This is a genomic window from Kitasatospora sp. NPDC036934, from assembly GCF_055608425.1.
In genome coordinates this window covers 84,407-102,094 of record NZ_JBVJQR010000007.1, presented here as the reverse complement: position 1 = coordinate 102,094, position 17,688 = coordinate 84,407, and the positions used below count along the sequence as shown (strand labels likewise).

Below are 17,688 nucleotides of genomic sequence, written 5' to 3'. Positions count from 1 at the left end.
CGGGGCCCCGGGCCGGGACACCTCGGCCGCCTACACTGGCCCGCTGTGAACGAAACCCTCGGGGACGCCGCGCTCGTCCTCGTCTTCATCCTGCTGGGCGGGCTGTTCAACGTTGCCGAGATCTCGCTGATCTCGTTGCGCGAGGGCCAGATCCGGGCGCTGGAGGCGCGCGGCACCCGGCGCTCGGCCCGGGCCGCGCACCTGGCCGCGGACCCGAACCGCTTCCTGGCCGCCGTGCAGGTCGGCGTGACCTGCATGGGCTTCCTGTCCGCCGCGTTCGGCGCGGACACGCTGTCCGGCAAGGTCGCCCCGCTGTTCGTCCGGGCCGGAGTGTCCCAGGGGGTGGCGGACGCGATCGCCCTGGTCGGCCTCACCCTGGTGATCAGCTACGTCTCGCTGGTGCTCGGCGAGCTGACCCCCAAGCGGATCGGCCTGCAGCGCGCCGAGTCCATCGCGGTGGCCGCCGCCCCGGTGGTGGACGTGATGTCGGTGGCGCTGCGCCCGGTGATCTGGCTGCTCGGCCACTCCACCAACCTGATGGTCCGGCTGTTCGGTGGCGACCCGGCGGCCGGGCGCGGCTCGATGAGCTCCGAGGAACTGCGCGGACTGGTCGCCTCCAACACCGAACTGGGAAGCGACGAAAGGGCGTTGATCGCGGATGTGTTCGCCGCCGGGGAGCGCCAGCTGCGCGAGGTGATGGTCCCGCGCACCGAGGTGACCTTCCTGGACGCCGAGCGTCCGCTGGCCGCCGTGCGCCACCAGGCGGAGACCTCCCCGCACTCGCGCTACCCGGTGGTCGAGGGCAGCGCCGACGCGGTGGTCGGCTTCGTCCACGTCCGGGATCTCTACGGCGCCCGCGGTGAGCAGGCCGTCAAGGTCCGCGACCTGGCCCGCCCGGTCAAGCTGCTGCCCGGCACCAAGCGGGTGCTGGAGGCGATGGGCGAGATGCGCCGGGAGGGCCACCACCTGGCCATCGTGGTGGACGAGTACGGCGGCACGGCCGGCATCGTCACCCTGGAGGACCTGGTCGAGGAGGTGGTCGGCGAGATCCGGGACGAGTACGACCGGCCGGAGTCCGCCCCCACCCGCCGGCTGGCCGGCGGCGGCACGGAACTGGACGGTCTGCTGAACCTCGGCGACTTCGAGGAGGAGACCGGCGTCACCCTGCCCGAGGGCCCGTACGAGACGGTGGCCGGCTGCCTGGTCGCCTCGCTCGGCCGGCTGCCCCGGGACGGCGACCAGGCCCGGGTGCCGGTCGAGGGCGGCGGGGAGGTGCTGCTGACGGTGGCCAAGGTGGAGGGCCGGCGGATCGCCCGGGTGAGGGTGAGTGCGGTCACACCGGAGGAGCCTCCTGGGGCAGAGGTTTCCTGAGCGACCGGGGGAACTGGAACAATGGCCCGCATGGTCAACGCAGCGGTCACTGGTCCGGTCAAGGACCGTCCCCGGGTGCTCTCCGGCATCCAGCCCACCTCCGGCTCGTTCCACCTCGGCAACTACCTGGGCGCCGTGCGCCAGTGGGTCGACCTGCAGAAGGACAACGACGCCTTCTACATGGTTGTCGACCTGCACGCGATCACCGTGCCGCAGGACCCGGTGACCCTGCGCCAGAACACCCGGGTCTCCGCGGCCCAGCTGCTCGGCGCCGGGCTGGACCCGGAGCACTGCACGCTGTTCGTCCAGTCGCACGTGCCCGAGCACGCGCAGCTCGCCTGGGTGATGAACTGCCTCACCGGCTTCGGCGAGGCCTCCCGGATGACCCAGTTCAAGGACAAGTCCTCCCGGTACGGTGCCGACAGCACCACCGTCGGCCTGTTCACCTACCCGATCCTGCAGATCGCGGACATCCTGCTCTACCAGGCGGACGCCGTCCCGGTCGGCGAGGACCAGCGCCAGCACGTGGAGATCACCCGCGACATCGCGGAGCGCTTCAACTCGCGCTACGCGCCGGTGTTCACGATCCCGAAGCCGTACATCCTCAAGGAGACGGCGAAGATCATGGACCTCCAGGACCCGGGCATCAAGATGAGCAAGTCGGCCTCCTCGGCCAAGGGCCTGGTCAGCCTGCTGGACGACGCCAAGGCCAGCGCCAAGAAGTTCAAGAGCGCCGTCACCGACACCGGCACCGTGGTCTCCTACGACGAGGAGCAGAAGCCGGGCGTCTCCAACCTGCTGCGGATCCACTCCGCGCTCAGCGGCCAGTCGGTCGAGCAGCTGGTCGCGCACTTCGAGGGCAAGATGTACGGCGCCCTGAAGACCGAGCTGGCCGAGCTGTACACCGAGTGGGTCACCCCCTTCCAGGAGCGCACCAGCGCCTTCCTGGACGACCCGGCCGAGCTGGACCGGGTGCTGGCGATCGGCGCCGAGAAGGCCCGCGCGGTGGCCTCCGAGACGCTGGCGACCGTGTACGACCGGATCGGCTTCCTCCCGGCCGCCAAGCGGTGACTCCGCTCACCCGTCTGCCCGGTGGTGAGGGGCTCCCGGAGCTCCTCACCATCGGTGTGTCCGTGAGCGTCCCGGATCCGCACGGCGCGCGGATCCAGGACGCCCGGGCCGGCCTCGGGGACCCCCAGGCCCGCTCGATACCGACGCACGTCACCCTGCTGCCGCCCACCGAGGTGCCGGCCGAGGCGCTGCCGAAGATCGAGGAGCACCTGGCGTCGGTGGCGGCCGCGCACCGGCCGTTCCGGATGCTGCTGCGCGGTGGCGGCACCTTCCGCCCGGTCTCCCCGGTGGTGTTCGTCCGGGTCGAGGAGGGCGCGCAGGAGTGCCGGCTGCTGGAGGCGGACGTCCGCTCCGGCCCGCTGGCCCGCGAGCTGGCCTTCCCGTACCACCCGCACGTGACGGTCGCCCACGGCCTGCCGGACGACGTGCTGGACCAGGCGTACGAGCAGGCGCGCGGGTTCCGGGCGGCCTTCCCGGTGCCGGGGTTCTCGCTCTCCCGGTTCGACGCGGACGAGGTCTGGCGGCCCTGGCGGGACTACCACTTCTCCTGATCCGGCGCCGCTCCCGGATCCGGCGCCGCTCCTGAATCGCAGCTGAACTACCGGGCGGTGCGGCCGAGTTCGAGCATCCGGTCGGCCACCCGCCGGGCCGCACCGCCGTCGTCCAGGGCACAGTGCCCGGCCCGGAAGCGCCGATAGCGCTCGGCGTAGCCGGGCGGCAGTCCCGCTCCGCGGTCGGCGAGTTCGCGCAGTGCGGCGAGCAGTTCGGCCGAGTCGGGCACCAACGGGCCGGGGGCGTCCCGCTCGAAGTCGAAGTAGAAGCCGCGCAGGGTGTCGCGGTAGTGCTCCAGGTCGTAGGTGAAGAAGTACATCGGGCGGCCGGTGATCGCGAAGTCGAACATGATCGACGAGTAGTCGGTCACCAGCACGTCCGCGATCAGCAGCAGTTCCTGCGGGTCGGGGAAGTCCCCGCAGTCGAACAGGAAGCCGTCGTCGGCGCCCGGCAGCGGGTCGCGCACGTGCGAGTGCGGGCGGACCAGCAGCACGTGGTCCTCGCCGAGCAGTCGGCGGGCGTGGTCGAGGTCCAGCCGCAGGTCGAGCCGGAAGCCCTCGCCGTCGCCGCGTCGCTGGTCCTCGCGCCAGGTCGGCGCGTACAGCACGACCCGCTTGCCCTCGGGGACGCCGAGCCGGCGGCGGACGGCCGCGGCGGTCCGCGGTTCGGGTCGGGCCAGCACGTCGCCGCGCGGGTAGCCGGACTCCAGGACCTCGCCGTCGTAGCGGAAGGCGCGCCGGAGGATCGGGGTGGCGAAGGCGCTGGGGGAGAGCAGCAGGCTCCACTGCGGGGTCTCCCGGTCGAGCGCCTCCAGGTAGCCGTGGTCGGCCAGCCAGGGGTTGTCGACGTCGTGGGCGATCCGCTTCAGTAACGAGCCGTGCCAGGTCTGCACCACGACCTGGCCCGTGCGGCGCTCCAGGAAGTCCGGGAAGTGGGTGTTGCCGACCAGGTACCGGCAGGTGGCCAGCGCGTGGTACCACTGCGGGCTCCAGATCCGGATCGGGACGACCCCGGGCGGCAGCTCGGCCTGGCCGTCGTCGACCACCCACAGGTGCTCCAACTGCTCGCCGCGGCGGACGAGTTCGGCGTGCACCGCGCGCGGGGAGTCGGCGTAGCCGCGGCCGCCGAAGACGTCGTACAGCACCGCCTCGCGCAGCGGCTCGCGGCGGGCGGCCGGGTAGTGCCCGGTGCGTAGCCGGGCCTGGGTCCAGGCGCTGCGCTCGGCGGCGTCGAGCACCGGGGTGGAGTCCACCAGCAGGGTGTCGTGCCAGCGGCGCTGCAGCAGGACGTCCTTGCCGCCGGTGGTCGCGGTGGCGGGCAGGGCGGGCAGGACGGCCGCGGCGGCGAGCAGCGGCCGGGCCGGGCCGGAGCCGTCGGCCCGCTCCAGGGCGGCCTCCCAGACGCCCTTGCGCAGCGGCAGCACGGCGCCGTCCGAACCGGTACGGGTGGCGGGCACCCGGACCCGGAAGCGGCCGTCCGGCTCGGGCTCGACCGGGGCGCGGACCTCGCCGGCGGTGCCGCCGTGCCGCAGGACCAGTTCCAGCCGGTCGGCGGCCGGGTCCGGGCAGTGGCCGGACAGTTCGAAGCCGCCGAAGTGGACGGCGATCCGGTCGACGATCCCGGCCGCGGGCTGGACGCAGACCTGGAGCCGGCCGTCGGCGAGGTGCTTGAGGTAGAGCACCCGGTCCGGGGCGTCCGGCAGCGGGTGCTGGCCGGCCACCGGGCCGCCGCGCTCGTCCAGGCAGAGCTGGTCGGTGCCGCCGTCGGGGCGCAGCAGTTCGGCGTCCCAGTGCTCCAGTTCGCGGCGGCCGCGCCCGTCGGCGGTGAACGGCCGGTACGGCAGGTCGACGGCGAAGGTGTTGCCGGTGCGGGTGAGCGGCCGTTCGATCACCGCGTCGCTCTGCCGGTGCCGCAGCCGCAGGACGGTGCCGCCGGGGCAGTGGTCGGCGGTGCCGGCCAGCCGGAGGCCGTCGGGGGTGGGCCCGGCGTGGTCGAGTCGGACGCCGGGGCGCTCCAGCCGCAGCCGCAGCCGGCCGTCCTCGAAGTACGGCTGGAGGCGTACGTCGCGGTCCACCCATCGGGCGGGCGGGTATTCGCCGGAGCCGCACCAGTGGGGGGCGAGGGCGCCGTACTGACGGCGCAGCCGGGTGGGGCGGGGGCGGGTGAGGAGGGTGGTCTCGACCTGCCAGTCGCCGAGCTGCCAGCGGTCGTCCTGGCGCAGCCGGGAGGGTTCCACCAGGGCGGTGAAGCCGGACCAGTCGTGGTTGTGCTCGGGCTGGGCGCTGTCGTCGGTGACCTCGGGCAGCCGGCGGGGCCGGGAGCGCAGGTGCAGCGGCGGCACCGTCCCGCGCTCGTGGCGCAGGGTCAGCCAGGTCCAGGCCGAGCCGGGGCGGCCGGTGTCCAGGTCCAGCGGGCGGCCGAAGCCGGTGAGCTCCAGTCCGCGGCCGTGCCAGCGGGCGCGCAGCAGCCCGAACACCACGTCCTCGTCGTCGGCCGGTCGGCCCGGGCTCACCCACGGGGCGGCGTGCGGCAGGACTAACCGGGTGAGCGCAGACATGGGGCGGGGACCCTTCGGGGGGACGGCATCCCGGCGGTGGCGGTGGCCGGGAGGGCCGCGTTCCGGTGTCGACCGGACCGGGGCCGAATTGATATCCCATACCGGGAAGGCACCCCGGGTCAACTGCGGGGGTCGCAGGATATCCGTTGAAATTCGTCAACAAAACATCAGTTCGAATGCAAAATACACGTAAAGGGCCGACACTTCCCAGGAAATTCCCAGAAAGCACGGAGGCGCCCGGCGCTGATCGCGCCGGGCGCCTCGCGGCGTGCCGGGGACTACTCCTTGCGGAGCATCGCGTCGACCACCCGGGCGGCGGCCTTGCCGTCGTCCAGGTCGCAGTACGCCTCGCGGAAAGCGGCCGCCTTGTCCGCGTACTCGGCGGCGACCTCGTCCACCCGGCCGAGCGCGTCGACCAGTTCGGTGGAGCTGGCCAGCAGCGGACCGGGGGCCTCGGCCTCGAAGTTCAGGCTGAAGCCGCGCAGGTTGTCGCGGTAGTGCTCCAGGTCGTGGGTGAAGAAGAACATCGGCTTGCCGGTGTTGGCGAAGTCGAAGACGCTCGACGAGTAGTCGGTGACCAGCACGTCGGCGATCAGCAGCAGCTCCGCCATGTCGGGGTAGGTGCCGACGTCCCAGACGTAGCCGTTGCCGGCACCCGGGATCTGGCCGCACATCAGGCTGTGCCGGCGCACCAGCAGCACCTGGTCGTCGCCGAGCGCGGCCTTGGCCGCCTCCAGGTCGATCCGCAGGTCGATCTGGTAGCCGCCGTTCGGCCGGCGCCGGTCCTCGCGCCAGGTCGGCGCGTACAGCACGACCTTCTTGCCCTCGGGCAGGCCGAGCCGCTCGCGGACCTGTTCCGCGGTCTTCTCCCGGTCGGCCGCGAAGAGCAGGTCGTTCCGCGGCGAACCGCTCTCCAGGATCTCGCCCTGGTAGTCGAACGCGCGCCGCAGCACCGGGGCCGACCAGCTGTTGCCGGCCACCAGCAGGCTCCAGTTCGGCACCTCGCGGGCCAGGCTCTTGAGGTACCGGGAGTCGGTGAACCAGACCTTCTCGAAGTCGAAGCCGACCTGCTTCAGCGGGCTGCCCTGCCAGGTCTGCACGACCACCTGGCCGGGGCGGCGGACGAAGAAGTCGGGCAGGTGGGTGCTGGTGACGATGTACTTGGCCGTCGCCAGCGCCTCGAACCACTCCGGGCTCCAGAGCCGGATCGCCTGCGCGGTGCGCGGCAGGTCGGCCTGCAGGTCGTCGTTGCCCCACAGGTGCTCCAGCGGCAGGCCGCGGCGGACCAGCTCCTCGTGGATCGCCTTCGGGGAGTCGGCGTAGACGCTGTTGTTCCCGGCGTTGTACAGCACGGTGTCGCGCACCGGCAGCCGACGGGCGGCCGGGTAGTCGACGCTGCGGATCTGGCGCTGGCGGAAGCCGGCCCGCTCCTCGGGCATCAGCGCCGCGTGCGACTCCAGCGACAGGCAGTCGTGCTGGCGGCGCTCCAGCGCGATCCGCTTGCCGCGGGACTCCACCTCCACGGGCAGGGAGCCGAAGCAGCCCGGGGCGATCTGCACGTAGCCGTTCGGCAGGTCGACGCCGGGCACGCCGACCGGACGGAAGAAGACCCGCCAGGTGCCGTGGGCGAGCGGGACCTGCCCGGCGAAAGAGGCGGTGGGCACGGCGGGCAGCGCGGTGCGGAACCGGCCGTCCGAGATCTCCACCGGGTAGACGTGCTCCTCCTCGCGCCAGTGGTGCCGGACCACCAGCTCCCAGCGGTGCGCGCCGGGCAGCGGGAACGAGCCGCTCAGCAGGAAGCCGTCGGCGCCGCGCGCGGCCACCTCGTCCACCACCGGCTGCAGCAGCTGGTCGGAGAACTGCAGGTGCCCGCTGGGGGAGGGCTTGGTGTAGATCGCCCGGCGCTGCTCGACCGGCGCCTGCGGGTCCAGCGGCAGGTGCAGCTGCTCGGGCGCGTTGCGGTCGTCCCAGACCAGCGGCAGCACCACACCGTCGGCCAGCACCAGCGCGCTGTCCCAGCGGTCCCGCACCCGCTCGGCGGCCACCGGGTCCAGCTCGGCCCAGGCCTCGCGGACGGCGGTCAGCTCGGCCACCTCGACGGCGGAGGTGAACGGCTGCAGGGTGCCGACCGGAGCGCCCAGCTCCAGCGGGAAGGTCAGCTCGCGGTCCGACTCGACGTGGGTGAGCCGCAGCCTGGCCCCGACGAAGCTCGCCCCGGAGCGGGCCGCGCCGGAGACCTCGATCCGGCCGTCCTGCGCGGCCAGGCCGGTCACCCGGGCCTTGACGGTCTCCACCTGCAGGTAGACGAAGTTGTCTCGGACCCACGGCACGATCCGCACGTCGGGCTCGACCCAGTGCAGCGGGATCGACTCGGCGGTGTCGCTCCAGCCCGCCGAGATCCGCCCCTTGTAGATCCCGCCCTTGCCCGCGCCGGCCACCAGGACGCGCCAGTGGCCGTCCTTCCACTGGCCGCGGTGCTTGAGCTTCTTCGGGTCCAGGGCGACGGTGAAGCCGGACCAGTCGCAGCTGTACAGGTCGTGGTTGCAGCTGGCGGTGGCCTCGGGGCTGTACTGGGTCTTCATCGGCACCGCGACGACCCGGCGGCCCTTGGCCTCGCGCAGCACCAGGGTGCGGACCATGTCGTGCTTGTTGGCCGCGCCCAGCTGCTCCGGGTAGGCGTGCCCGGTCAGCTCCAGCTTCCCGCCGACCCAGGCGCTCTCGTACAGCCGGCTGCGCATGACCAGCGAGTTGTCCAGCTTCAGCACGCCGGGCGGCACGCTCTTGCGCCCGCCGCGCAGGAACGGGTAGTCCGCGTACGGCCGCAGCAGGCCGCGGGCCTGCACGCCGCCGCCGCTGTCGCCCTCGTACTTGATCTGCTCGACCAGCTCGTCCACGCGGTTCTGCAGGGTCAGGTGGTACTTCAGCCGCAGCGGCGCGCGCAGCTTGCGGACCTGCTCCTGGCCGATCGAGCGGAGCAGCCGGCTGACGTGCTGGACGTAGGCGTCCCGGTACTCCTTGTCGCCGTCCACGACGGACCAGAAGAACATCGGGATCTCCTCGACGAGGGTGTTCTCGTCGTAGGAGCGCAGGTACTCGGCGAAGCGCGGCTCGGTCTGCTTCTTCAGCCAGCCGCGGACCAGCTCGACCGAGGCGACCCGGTCGACCAGGCCCTTGGGGTTGGTGCGCATCTGGGTGATCGACATCTCGCCGACCTCCCGCTCGCGCCAGTGGTAGATCGGCTCGGAGAGCACGTCCACGCTCTTGGCGAGGTAGTGGTGCGGCACGCTGACCGGCGCGTCCTCGTACAGGATGCCCTCGGGGTACAGCAGGTCGGCGGCGTCGAAGAAGGACCGGCGGTACACCTTGTTCCACGCGGTGCGGTCGGTGACCAGCGCCGGGAGCTCGGTGATGTGGGTCTTGAGCCGGGTCTCCTTGAACGGCTTCACGTGCCCGCCGGACTGGTAGTAGCCCACCGCCCGGAACCGCAGCACGTTGCCGGTGCAGAAGTCCGAGCCGGTCTCCTCCAGCGTGTTGATCATCAGCTCGTAGGCGCTCGGCGGCATCGAGTCGTCACTGTCCACGAAGCACAGGAACTCGGAGTCCGGGTCGATGTGCCGGATGCCGGTGTTGCGGGCCGCGCCGAGGCCCTTGTTCACCTGCCGGACCAGCCGGAACCGGGAGTCCCGGGCCGCGTAGGCCTCGGCGAGCGCCGCGCTGCCGTCCTTGGAACCGTCGTCGACCATGACGCACTCGAAGTCCGTGAAGGTCTGGGCGGCGATCGAGTCGAGGCATTCGACGAGGTAACGCTCGACGTTGTAGATCGGAACGACGATGGAGAGGCGGGGAGCCATCGGCTACGCAGGCCTTTCTCGGGAGGAGCGTGGCAGCCCCGTGGGGGCCTTGCCGCACAAGGGATCGGTGCGTACGTGCGCCCCGATCCTACCTCCGGGGCCCGGTCGCCCCCGGGCCCACTACGCTGGGCCCCGTGCCCCGCTTCAGTGTCATCGTCCCCGTGTACCAGGTCCAGGACTACCTCGCCGAGTGCCTCGAATCGGTCCTCGGACAGGACGGCCCGGACTTCGAACTGATCGCGGTGGACGACCGTTCGCCGGACGGCTGCGGAGCCCTGCTGGACGAAGCGGCGGCCGCCGATCCCCGGGTCCGGGCGCTCCACCTGCCGGAGAACGTCGGCCTCGGCCGGGCCCGCAACGCCGGCCTGGAGGTAGCCACCGGCGACTACGTGGTCTTCCTCGACAGTGACGACACCCTCACCCCCGACCTGCTCCGCACCGTCGACGAGCGCCTCGCCGCCACCGGCGACCCGGACGTCCTGGTCTACGACTACGCCCGCAGCTACGCCGACGGCCGGATCACCCGGGCCGCCGCCGGGCACGTCTTCGGCGCCGCCTCCCCGGACGTCTTCGACCTCGCCGCCCGCCCCGACCTGCTCGACCTGCTCCAGGTCGTCTGGAACAAGGCCTACCGCCGGGGGTTCATCACCGAGCAGCGGCTGGAGTTCCCGGCCGGCTACTACGAGGACACCCCCTGGACGTACCCGGCGCTGCTCGCCGCCGCCTCCATCACCCTGCTGGACCGGGTCGGCGTGCACTACCGCCAGCGCCAGGAGGGTGGCAACATCCTGGCCACTGCCAGCCGCAAGCACTTCGACGTGTTCGCCCAGTACGACCTGGTCTTCGCCTTCCTCGACCGCCGCCCCGACCTGGACCGGTGGCGCCCCGTCGTCTACGGCAAGATGCTCAACCACCTCAACACCGTGGTCGCCAAGCCCGGCCGGGTCCCGCCCGGCGACCGCCGCGAGTACTTCCGCCGCGCCGCCGAGCACTGCGCCCGGCTGCGCCCGGCCGGCTACCGCCCGCCGGCCGGTGTGGACGGCGTGCGCACCGAGCTGCTCGGACAGGGCCGCTACACCGCCTACCAGGCCGTCCGCGCGCTGGCGAAGGCCCGCCGGCTGGTCAGCCGCTGACCCCGGAGGCCCGCCGGCCGGGCCCGTCCGCCGGAACCGGCCAGGGGATCCGGCCCGGGGATCCGGCCCGCGCCTGACGGCCGTTCGGGGGACGGGCCGGTATAACCGGTCGGGTGGACTTCCTGACCCGCCTTCCGGTCCTGGGCCCGCTCGTGGCCCGGGTGCTGCGCAGCCGCCCGTACCGGGTGTACGAGTACTTCTCCGCCGCCCGTGGCAACCGGCTGGCCGGAGCCGTCACCTTCTTCGGCTTCCTGGCCCTGTTCCCGCTGCTCACCGTCGGACTGGCGATCGCCGTCGCGACGCTGAACGGCAGTCAGGTGGACGACCTCCAGCACCGCATCTCCGACCAGCTGCCGGGCCTGTCGGACGCGCTCAACCTGCCCTCCCTGGTGGCCAACGCGGGTGCCCTCGGGCTGGTCAGCGGCGCCCTGCTGCTGGTCTCCGGCCTCGGCTGGGTGGACACCATGCGCACCTCGATCCGGGACCTCTGGCAACTGCCCGACGAGAAGGGCAACCCGGTGCTGCGCAAGGCCTGGGACGTCGTGGTGCTGGCCGGCCTCGGCCTGGTGTCGCTCTTCTCGCTGGCCGCCTCGGCGGCCGGCACCACGCTCGCCGGGCGGATCGCCCACGCCAGCGGCTTCGACAGCGGCTACCTGCTCACCGCGGTCGGAGTGCTGATCGCCATAGCGTGCGACATGCTGCTCTTCGCCTACCTGCTGGCGCCCTTCCCCGGGATCACCGGCCAGCACCGCCGGGACCTCCTCACCGGCGCGCTGATCGGCGCGGTCGGCTTCGAACTGCTGAAACTGCTGCTCGCCTCCTACCTCGGCTCGGTCGCCGGGCGGAGCCTGTACGGTGCCTTCGCCACTCCGGTGGCGCTGCTGCTCTGGATCAACTTCGTCAGCCGGCTGTTGATGTACTGCGTGGCCTGGACGGCGACGGCCGACCCGGCGGACGCCCGGGAGCGCACCAGGGCGCACGGCCGGGCCCTGCTGGCCGCGGCCGACGAGTCCGAGGCCCGAGGAGCGGAGACGGCGAAGGCCCGGCCCCAGGACTGAGGCCGGGCCCGCGCACCGGGGATCACCTCCAGGTACGGCCCGCCGACCGGCGCCGTACGGCCACCACCGCACCCACCGCGACCACGGCCCCGGCCACCACCGCCGACCAGCCGCCCAGGCCGAGCCCGTCGTCCCCGGCCGCCGCCGCGGGGCGGCCCGGCCCGGCCGAGGGCCGCGGCGGCGGGGCGGGGGACCCCGCGGCGCCGCCCGCCCGACCGGTCGGCTCCTCGCCGCCGGCCGGCTTCTCGTCGACCAGCCGACCGACCGGCCGCACCTTGCCCGCCGCGGCGAAGCCCCAGTCCAGCAGCTCGGCCGTCTCGTCGTACACCCGCTGGTAGCTGGCCGGGTGCATCACCGTCACCAGCAGGGTCCGCCCACCCCGCTCGGCGGCGCCGACGAAGGTCGAGCCGGCGTTGGTGGTGGTGCCGTTCTTCACCCCGATCAGGCCGGGGTACTTGCCCAGCAGCCGGTCGGTGTTGGCGATCCCGAAGCTGCCGCGCTGGCCGGTGTTCTTGTCAACGGCCCCAGGGAACATCGCCTCCCGGGTCGCGCAGTACATCCGGAAGTCCGCGTTGCCCAGGCCGGAACGGGCGAACAGCGACAGGTCGTAGGCCGAGGACACCTGGCCGTCCATGTCGTAGCCGTCCGGGGAGATCACCTTGGTGTCCCGGGCCTGCAGCGCGTCGGCGCGGGCCTGCATCTCGTTGACGGTCGGCTGGATGCCGCCGTTCATGTGCGACAGGACGTGCACGGCGTCGTTGCCCGAACTGAGGAACACGCCGCGCCACAGGTCCTCGACCCGGTAGTCCAGGTTCTCCTTGATGCCGACCAGGCTGCTGCCGGGGCCGATGTTCTGGATCTCCTCGTCGGCGACCCGGTGCACCGCGTTGCGGTCGAACTTGGGCAGCACGGTGTCCGCGAAGAGGATCTTCAGGGTGCTCGCCGGGGGCAGCCGGAGGTGCGGGTTGTAGGCCGCCAGCACCTCGCCCGACGCGGCGTCGGAGACTATCCAGGACTGGCCGGTGAGGTCCGTCGGCAGCGCCGGCGCCCCCGCCAGCGGATCGACCTGGACCCCGGGGAGCCCGAGCCGCTCACCGCCGACCGCGGTCGACGGGGGCGGCGCCTGCGGAGCCGCGACCGCCGCCGGAGCGGCGAGCAGGACCGGGAGGGCCGCGGTGGCCGCGGCGAACAGCTGGGCGAAGGAATGACGGCGTGTGGACACCAGCTGACCGTACCCATCGCGGCGCCCCGCCGTCCGCCACACCGGACGGGTCCTCCGCACGAGGGGCCCGCCCTGGGCCGATCGGCGGCCCGCGCATACTGGGGAGGCACACCGCCGCCACCCTGCCGAGGACCACCCCATGAAGCTCAGCCGCCGCACCTCCTGGTTCCTGACCGCCTTCGGCGTCTGGTCGATGATCATCTGGACCACCTTCGTCAAGAACCTGTGGAAGGACTCCGGCGGCCAGGCCTTCGTCAACGGCGACCACTCCCAGCCCACCGCCTTCTTCTGGATCCACCTCCTCCTCGCCGTCACCTCCTTCCTCCTCGGCATCGCCGTCGGCACCATCGGCCTCCGCGGCCTCCGCGCCACCCGCCGCACCCCGGCCACCGACTGAAATCCCCCCGGCCTCGCCGACCCGACGGCAGGTGACCTTCAGCGGCTGGTCCTCGCCGAAGGACCTCGGCGCGCTGGACTGAGCCCGGACGCACAAGAGACCCCGCCCGAACAACTCGGGCGGGGTCTCCGGGTTGAGCACTCGGCGCGGCCGGGCTCCACCGGAAATCCGCGTTGCCTCCGTCGGCCCTCGCTGGCAAGATCCTCTCCGCTCTCATGCGCGTACCGGACGCGCCGAGCACGAGGGGTGGGGATTTCGATGAAGCACGTACGCCTGCGCAGAGTCGGCGGGGTCGCGGCGGCGACCGTGGCCGCGGGTCTGCTGGCCGCGCCGACGGCTGCCGTGGCCGACACCGCGCCGGCCGTCCTCGGCACCAACCAGGGTGTCGACTCGTCCCACGTCGGGGCCTGCGACTCGGCGGCGGATCCGACCTGGATCGGCCGGAGCGTCAACGGGCCGGCGCTCAACGTCAAGGTCGCCGGCACCGGTGCCCGGTTCGGGGTCTGGGACGTGACCACCGGCGCCGAGGACCCGGTGTTCACCGGTGAGGCCCAGGCCGGCTCCGACCGGTCGGCCGCCCTCACCGTCCCCGGCCTGCTGGACGGGCACAGCTACGCCTGGCACGCCTGGGCGCTCCAGGGCACCCAGGCCTCGGCCCCGTCGGCGGACTGCCACTTCACGGTGGACACCACCAGCCCGACCGCCACGGTCAGCTCGACCGACTTCCCGGCGAGCGGTACCGCCCCCAAGTTCGCGGGCCAGTTCGGCACCTTCGTGGTCAAGACCACCGACCCGGTGCCGGCCGGCGGCGAGTCCTCCGGGATCGCCTGCATCCGGTACGGCTGGGGCGACCTCGGCGTCGGTGGCTGCGACTCGCCCGACGCCGTCGTCCCGGAAGACGACGGCACCGCGACCGTCAGTCTGCGGGTCCTGAACTGGGGCACCAACACCCTCAACGTCCAGGTGATCGATGACGCGGGCAACGTCGGCGGGGCGGGCTACACCTTCTACGCCCCGTGGAACCAGAACCCGCCCAAGGCGCTCGGCGACGTGGACGGGGACGGCGTCCCGGACGTCCTGCTGCCGGACGCCGGTGGCAACCTGCAGATCATCAGCGGCAACTCGGGCGACACCACCCCGTCCGCCGTGATCCGGGCCGTTCAGTCGCCGAACCGGACCTCGTGGTCCGACGTCCAGGTGGCGCACCGTGGTTGGGACGCCAACGCGCACGCGCCGATGGACGACCTGCTGATGCACCCGAGCGGCTCGCCGGCGCTGTACCTCTACAGCAACCAGGACTACGCCTCGTTCACCCAGGGCTATTCGGCGATCTCCCGGCCGTCCGCCTGCCAGGACGCCGCCGGAACGGCCGCCACCTGCCCGGCCGGCTTCGCCACCGACTGGCACAAGGCCGACCAGATCGCCCTGATCGGCTCGCTGGACAGCCGGATGGTCTCCTCCCTGATGACGGTGGAGGACGGCAACCTCTGGCTGTTCGCCAACCCCGGGTTCTCCTACCGGCTGCGCAGCGCCCGCCAGCTCACCGCCAACGGCGCCTGGGCGGGGTACGACCTGATCGCCCCGGGGCCGGACTCGGCCGGCAACCTGACCCTCTGGGCCCGCGAGCGGGCCACCGGCCGGCTGCACGCCTACCCGATCGTGAAGAAGGCCGACGGCACCTTCGACTTCTCCGCCCTCGCCGACCCGAGTGCGGACGTCGTCGCGAGTGGCTTCACCGTCGACAAGTACCCGACCCTCGGCAGCTCGGGCGACGTGGACGGCGACGGCAAGCCGGACCTGTGGGCCGTCACGGCGGACCGTCACCTGGTGTACTTCAGCGGCTGGAGCGACCCCTCCGGGGCCGGCGTGCTGAAGTGAGGAACACGGAGGCCCCCGCCCGATCCTCGGATCGGGCGGGGGCCTCCGTACTGTCAGGCGGGGATCAGAAGCGGCGGGTGACCAGGGCCCGCTTCACTTCCTGGATCGCCTTGGTGACCTCGATGCCACGCGGGCAGGCCTCGGAGCAGTTGAAGGTGGTGCGGCAGCGCCACACGCCCTCGCGGTCGTTGAGGATCTCCAGGCGCTGCTCGGCACCCTCGTCGCGCGAGTCGAAGATGAAGCGGTGCGCGTTGACGATGGCGGCCGGGCCGAAGTACTGGCCGTCGTTCCAGAACACCGGGCAGGACGACGTGCACGCGGCGCACAGGATGCACTTGGTGGTGTCGTCGAAGCGCTCGCGGTCCTCGGCGGACTGCAGCCGCTCGCGGGTCGGGTCGTTCCCCTTGGTGATGAGGAACGGCATGACGTCCTTGTACGCCTGGAAGAACGGGTCCATGTCCACGACCAGGTCCTTGAGGACCGTCAGGCCCTTGATGGCCTCGATCGTGATCGGCTTCTCCGGGTTGACGTCCTTGATCAGGGTCTTGCACGCCAGCCGGTTGCGGCCGTTGATCCGCATGGCGTCGGAGCCGCAGATGCCGTGCGCGCAGGAACGGCGGTAGGTGAGGGTGCCGTCCTGCTCCCACTTGATCTTGTTGAGCGCGTCCAGGACGCGCTCCTTCGGGTCCATCGTCAGCTGGTAGTCGACCCACACCGGGTCCGGGTGCTCCTCCGGGTTGAACCGGCGGATCCGGAAGGTGACGGTGATCAGCTGTACGCCACCGGCCTCGACCGCGTCCAGAGCGGCCGAGTGCTCCACAGTCGGAGTGCTCATCAGTACTTACGCTCCATCGGCTGGTAGCGGGTCGTGACGACCGGCTTGTAGTCGAGGCGGATGGAGGTGCTGCCGTCGGCGGCGACCTCCTGGTACGCCATGGTGTGCTGCATGAACTTCACGTCGTCACGGGTCGGGAAGTCCTCGCGGTAGTGGCCGCCGCGGGACTCCTCGCGGGCCAGCGCGGAGACGGCCAGCACCTCGGCCAGGTCGAGCAGGTTGCCCAGCTCGATGGCCTCCAGCAGGTCCGTGTTGTACCGGAAGCCCTTGTCCTGGATGGAGACGTGCTTGTAGCGCTCCCGCAGCGCGGCGATGTCCTCGACCGCCTGCTTCAGGGTGGCGCCGGTGCGGTAGACCATCGCGTTGGCGTCCATGGTCTCCTGCAGCTCCTTGCGGATCTGCGCCACGGACTCGGTGCCGGTCGACTCGCGGAGCTTGTCGACCATGCCCTGGACCAGCGCCTCCGGGTCCTCCGGGAGCGGGACGAACTCGTTGGCGCTGGCGTAGTCGGCGGCGGCGATGCCCGCGCGCCGGCCGAACACGTTGATGTCCAGCAGCGAGTTGGTGCCGAGGCGGTTGGCGCCGTGCACGGACACGCAGGCGACCTCGCCGGCCGCGTACAGGCCCGGGACGACGTCGGTGTTGTTGCGCAGGACCTCACCCTCGACGTTGGTCGGGATGCCGCCCATGGCGTAGTGCGCGGTGGGCTGGATCGGGATCGGGTCCGTGTAGGGCTCGATGCCGAGGTAGGTGCGCGCGAACTCGGTGATGTCCGGGAGCTTGGCGTCCAGCTGCTCCGGCGGCAGGTGGGTGAGGTCCAGGTAGACGTGGTCGCCGTCCGGACCGCAGCCGCGGCCTTCGCGGATCTCGGTGTAGATCGCGCGGGAGCAGACGTCACGGGACGCGAGGTCCTTCATGACGGGGGCGTAGCGCTCCATGAAGCGCTCGCCGTCCTTGTTGCGCAGGATGCCGCCCTCGCCGCGGGCGCCCTCGGTGAGCAGGATGCCCATGCGCCAGATGCCGGTCGGGTGGAACTGGAAGAACTCCATGTCCTCCAGCGGCAGGCCGCGGCGGTAGGCCACCGCCTGGCCGTCACCGGTGAGGGTGTGGGCGTTCGAGGAGACCTTGAAGAACTTGCCGGTGCCGCCGGAGGCGAACACGACCGACTTGGCCTGGAAGACGTGGATCTCGCCGGTGGCCAGCTCGTAGGCGACGACGCCGGCCGTCTTGCCCTCGTTGAGCAGCAGGTCGAGGACGTAGAACTCGTTGAAGAACTCGACGCCGTGCTTGACGCAGTTCTGGAACAGCGTCTGGAGGATCATGTGACCGGTGCGGTCGGCCGCGTAGCACGAGCGGCGGACCGGGGCCTCGCCGTGGTTGCGGGAGTGACCGCCGAAGCGGCGCTGGTCGATCCGGCCCTGCTCGGTGCGGGAGAAGGGGAGGCCCATCTTCTCCAGGTCGAGGACGGCGTCGATGGCCTCCTTGCACATGATCTCGGCGGCGTCCTGGTCGACCAGGTAGTCACCACCCTTGACCGTGTCGAAGGTGTGCCACTCCCAGTTGTCCTCCTCGACGTTGGCCAGGGCGGCGCACATGCCGCCCTGGGCCGCGCCGGTGTGGGACCGGGTCGGGTAGAGCTTGGTCAGGACGGCGGTGCGGCTGCGCTGCGTCGACTCGATGGCCGCGCGCATGCCGGCGCCGCCGGCGCCGACGATGACGGTGTCGTACTGGTGAATCTGCATGGGGGGTTAACTCGCCTCTGG

Annotated in this window: 12 protein-coding genes; 7 read left to right on the top strand and 5 right to left on the bottom strand. The window is 72.0% G+C overall.

What is annotated here, in order from left to right:
• The first annotated feature begins 45 nt into the window (after nucleotides 1-45).
• From ACZ7BZ_RS12555 to ACZ7BZ_RS12545, 3 genes are all read left to right on the top strand, one after another.
• Nucleotides 46-1,371 carry a hemolysin family protein gene (locus ACZ7BZ_RS12555; RefSeq protein WP_380457933.1) on the top strand — a complete coding sequence of 442 codons (1,326 nt, stop codon included), beginning with the start codon at nucleotides 46-48 and terminating at the stop codon, nucleotides 1,369-1,371.
• 30 nt (nucleotides 1,372-1,401) lie between these two features.
• Nucleotides 1,402-2,442, top strand: coding sequence for a tryptophan--tRNA ligase (trpS, locus tag ACZ7BZ_RS12550; protein WP_470358344.1), 1,041 nt, complete (start codon nucleotides 1,402-1,404; stop codon nucleotides 2,440-2,442).
• A gap of 62 nt (nucleotides 2,443-2,504) precedes the next feature.
• Nucleotides 2,505-2,993 (top strand): 2'-5' RNA ligase family protein, encoded by a 489-nt coding sequence (locus ACZ7BZ_RS12545; RefSeq protein WP_470358343.1) that lies wholly within the window; start codon nucleotides 2,505-2,507, stop codon nucleotides 2,991-2,993.
• A 47-nt stretch (nucleotides 2,994-3,040) separates the two neighbouring features.
• On the opposite strand, the gene ACZ7BZ_RS12540 is transcribed toward ACZ7BZ_RS12545, so the two are convergent.
• Both ACZ7BZ_RS12540 and ACZ7BZ_RS12535 read right to left on the bottom strand, forming a co-directional pair.
• Nucleotides 3,041-5,551: a CDP-glycerol glycerophosphotransferase family protein gene (locus ACZ7BZ_RS12540; protein WP_470358342.1), complete on the bottom strand. Its 2,511-nt coding sequence runs from the start codon at nucleotides 5,549-5,551 to the stop codon at nucleotides 3,041-3,043.
• A 278-nt stretch (nucleotides 5,552-5,829) separates the two neighbouring features.
• Nucleotides 5,830-9,402: a bifunctional glycosyltransferase/CDP-glycerol:glycerophosphate glycerophosphotransferase gene (locus ACZ7BZ_RS12535; protein WP_470358341.1), complete on the bottom strand. Its 3,573-nt coding sequence runs from the start codon at nucleotides 9,400-9,402 to the stop codon at nucleotides 5,830-5,832.
• A 134-nt stretch (nucleotides 9,403-9,536) separates the two neighbouring features.
• Here ACZ7BZ_RS12535 and ACZ7BZ_RS12530 point away from each other — a divergent pair, with 134 nt between their 5' ends.
• Both ACZ7BZ_RS12530 and ACZ7BZ_RS12525 read left to right on the top strand, forming a co-directional pair.
• Nucleotides 9,537-10,535 (top strand): glycosyltransferase family 2 protein, encoded by a 999-nt coding sequence (locus ACZ7BZ_RS12530; RefSeq protein WP_470358340.1) that lies wholly within the window; start codon nucleotides 9,537-9,539, stop codon nucleotides 10,533-10,535.
• A gap of 113 nt (nucleotides 10,536-10,648) precedes the next feature.
• Nucleotides 10,649-11,593, top strand: a complete 945-nt coding sequence (locus tag ACZ7BZ_RS12525) for a YihY/virulence factor BrkB family protein (protein ID WP_465739273.1) — start codon at nucleotides 10,649-10,651, stop codon at nucleotides 11,591-11,593.
• A 22-nt stretch (nucleotides 11,594-11,615) separates the two neighbouring features.
• On the opposite strand, the gene ACZ7BZ_RS12520 is transcribed toward ACZ7BZ_RS12525, so the two are convergent.
• Nucleotides 11,616-12,815 (bottom strand): D-alanyl-D-alanine carboxypeptidase family protein, encoded by a 1,200-nt coding sequence (locus ACZ7BZ_RS12520; protein WP_470358339.1) that lies wholly within the window; start codon nucleotides 12,813-12,815, stop codon nucleotides 11,616-11,618.
• Between the two features lie 139 nt (nucleotides 12,816-12,954).
• Here ACZ7BZ_RS12520 and ACZ7BZ_RS12515 point away from each other — a divergent pair, with 139 nt between their 5' ends.
• Nucleotides 12,955-13,212 (top strand): SCO4848 family membrane protein, encoded by a 258-nt coding sequence (locus ACZ7BZ_RS12515; RefSeq protein ID WP_380457949.1) that lies wholly within the window; start codon nucleotides 12,955-12,957, stop codon nucleotides 13,210-13,212.
• Between the two features lie 258 nt (nucleotides 13,213-13,470).
• Entirely contained in the window at nucleotides 13,471-15,090 is a 1,620-nt protein-coding gene (locus ACZ7BZ_RS12510) for a hypothetical protein (protein WP_470358338.1), read from the top strand.
• A 64-nt stretch (nucleotides 15,091-15,154) separates the two neighbouring features.
• On the opposite strand, the gene ACZ7BZ_RS12505 is transcribed toward ACZ7BZ_RS12510, so the two are convergent.
• Together ACZ7BZ_RS12505 and sdhA are read right to left on the bottom strand one after the other, a co-directional pair.
• Complete coding sequence (locus ACZ7BZ_RS12505) at nucleotides 15,155-15,925, bottom strand: succinate dehydrogenase iron-sulfur subunit (RefSeq protein WP_360238089.1); 771 nt, start codon at nucleotides 15,923-15,925, stop codon at nucleotides 15,155-15,157.
• Nucleotides 15,925-17,667: a succinate dehydrogenase flavoprotein subunit gene (sdhA, locus tag ACZ7BZ_RS12500; protein WP_470358337.1), complete on the bottom strand. Its 1,743-nt coding sequence runs from the start codon at nucleotides 17,665-17,667 to the stop codon at nucleotides 15,925-15,927. The genes ACZ7BZ_RS12505 and sdhA overlap by 1 nt, the downstream gene beginning before the upstream one ends.
• Nucleotides 17,668-17,688 lie beyond the last annotated feature (21 nt).

Bases quoted from the DNA above. Each gene is read 5' to 3' on its own strand.
- ACZ7BZ_RS12505 (WP_360238089.1), bottom strand. From the start codon at position 15,925: ATGAGCACTCCGACTGTGGAGCACTCGGCCGCTCTGGACGCGGTCGAG.
- ACZ7BZ_RS12540 (WP_470358342.1), bottom strand. From the start codon at position 5,551: ATGTCTGCGCTCACCCGGTTAGTCCTGCCGCACGCCGCCCCGTGGGTG.
- ACZ7BZ_RS12535 (WP_470358341.1), bottom strand. From the start codon at position 9,402: ATGGCTCCCCGCCTCTCCATCGTCGTTCCGATCTACAACGTCGAGCGT.
- trpS (WP_470358344.1), top strand. From the start codon at position 1,402: ATGGTCAACGCAGCGGTCACTGGTCCGGTCAAGGACCGTCCCCGGGTG.
- ACZ7BZ_RS12510 (WP_470358338.1), top strand. From the start codon at position 13,471: ATGAAGCACGTACGCCTGCGCAGAGTCGGCGGGGTCGCGGCGGCGACC.
- ACZ7BZ_RS12515 (WP_380457949.1), top strand. From the start codon at position 12,955: ATGAAGCTCAGCCGCCGCACCTCCTGGTTCCTGACCGCCTTCGGCGTC.
- sdhA (WP_470358337.1), bottom strand. From the start codon at position 17,667: ATGCAGATTCACCAGTACGACACCGTCATCGTCGGCGCCGGCGGCGCC.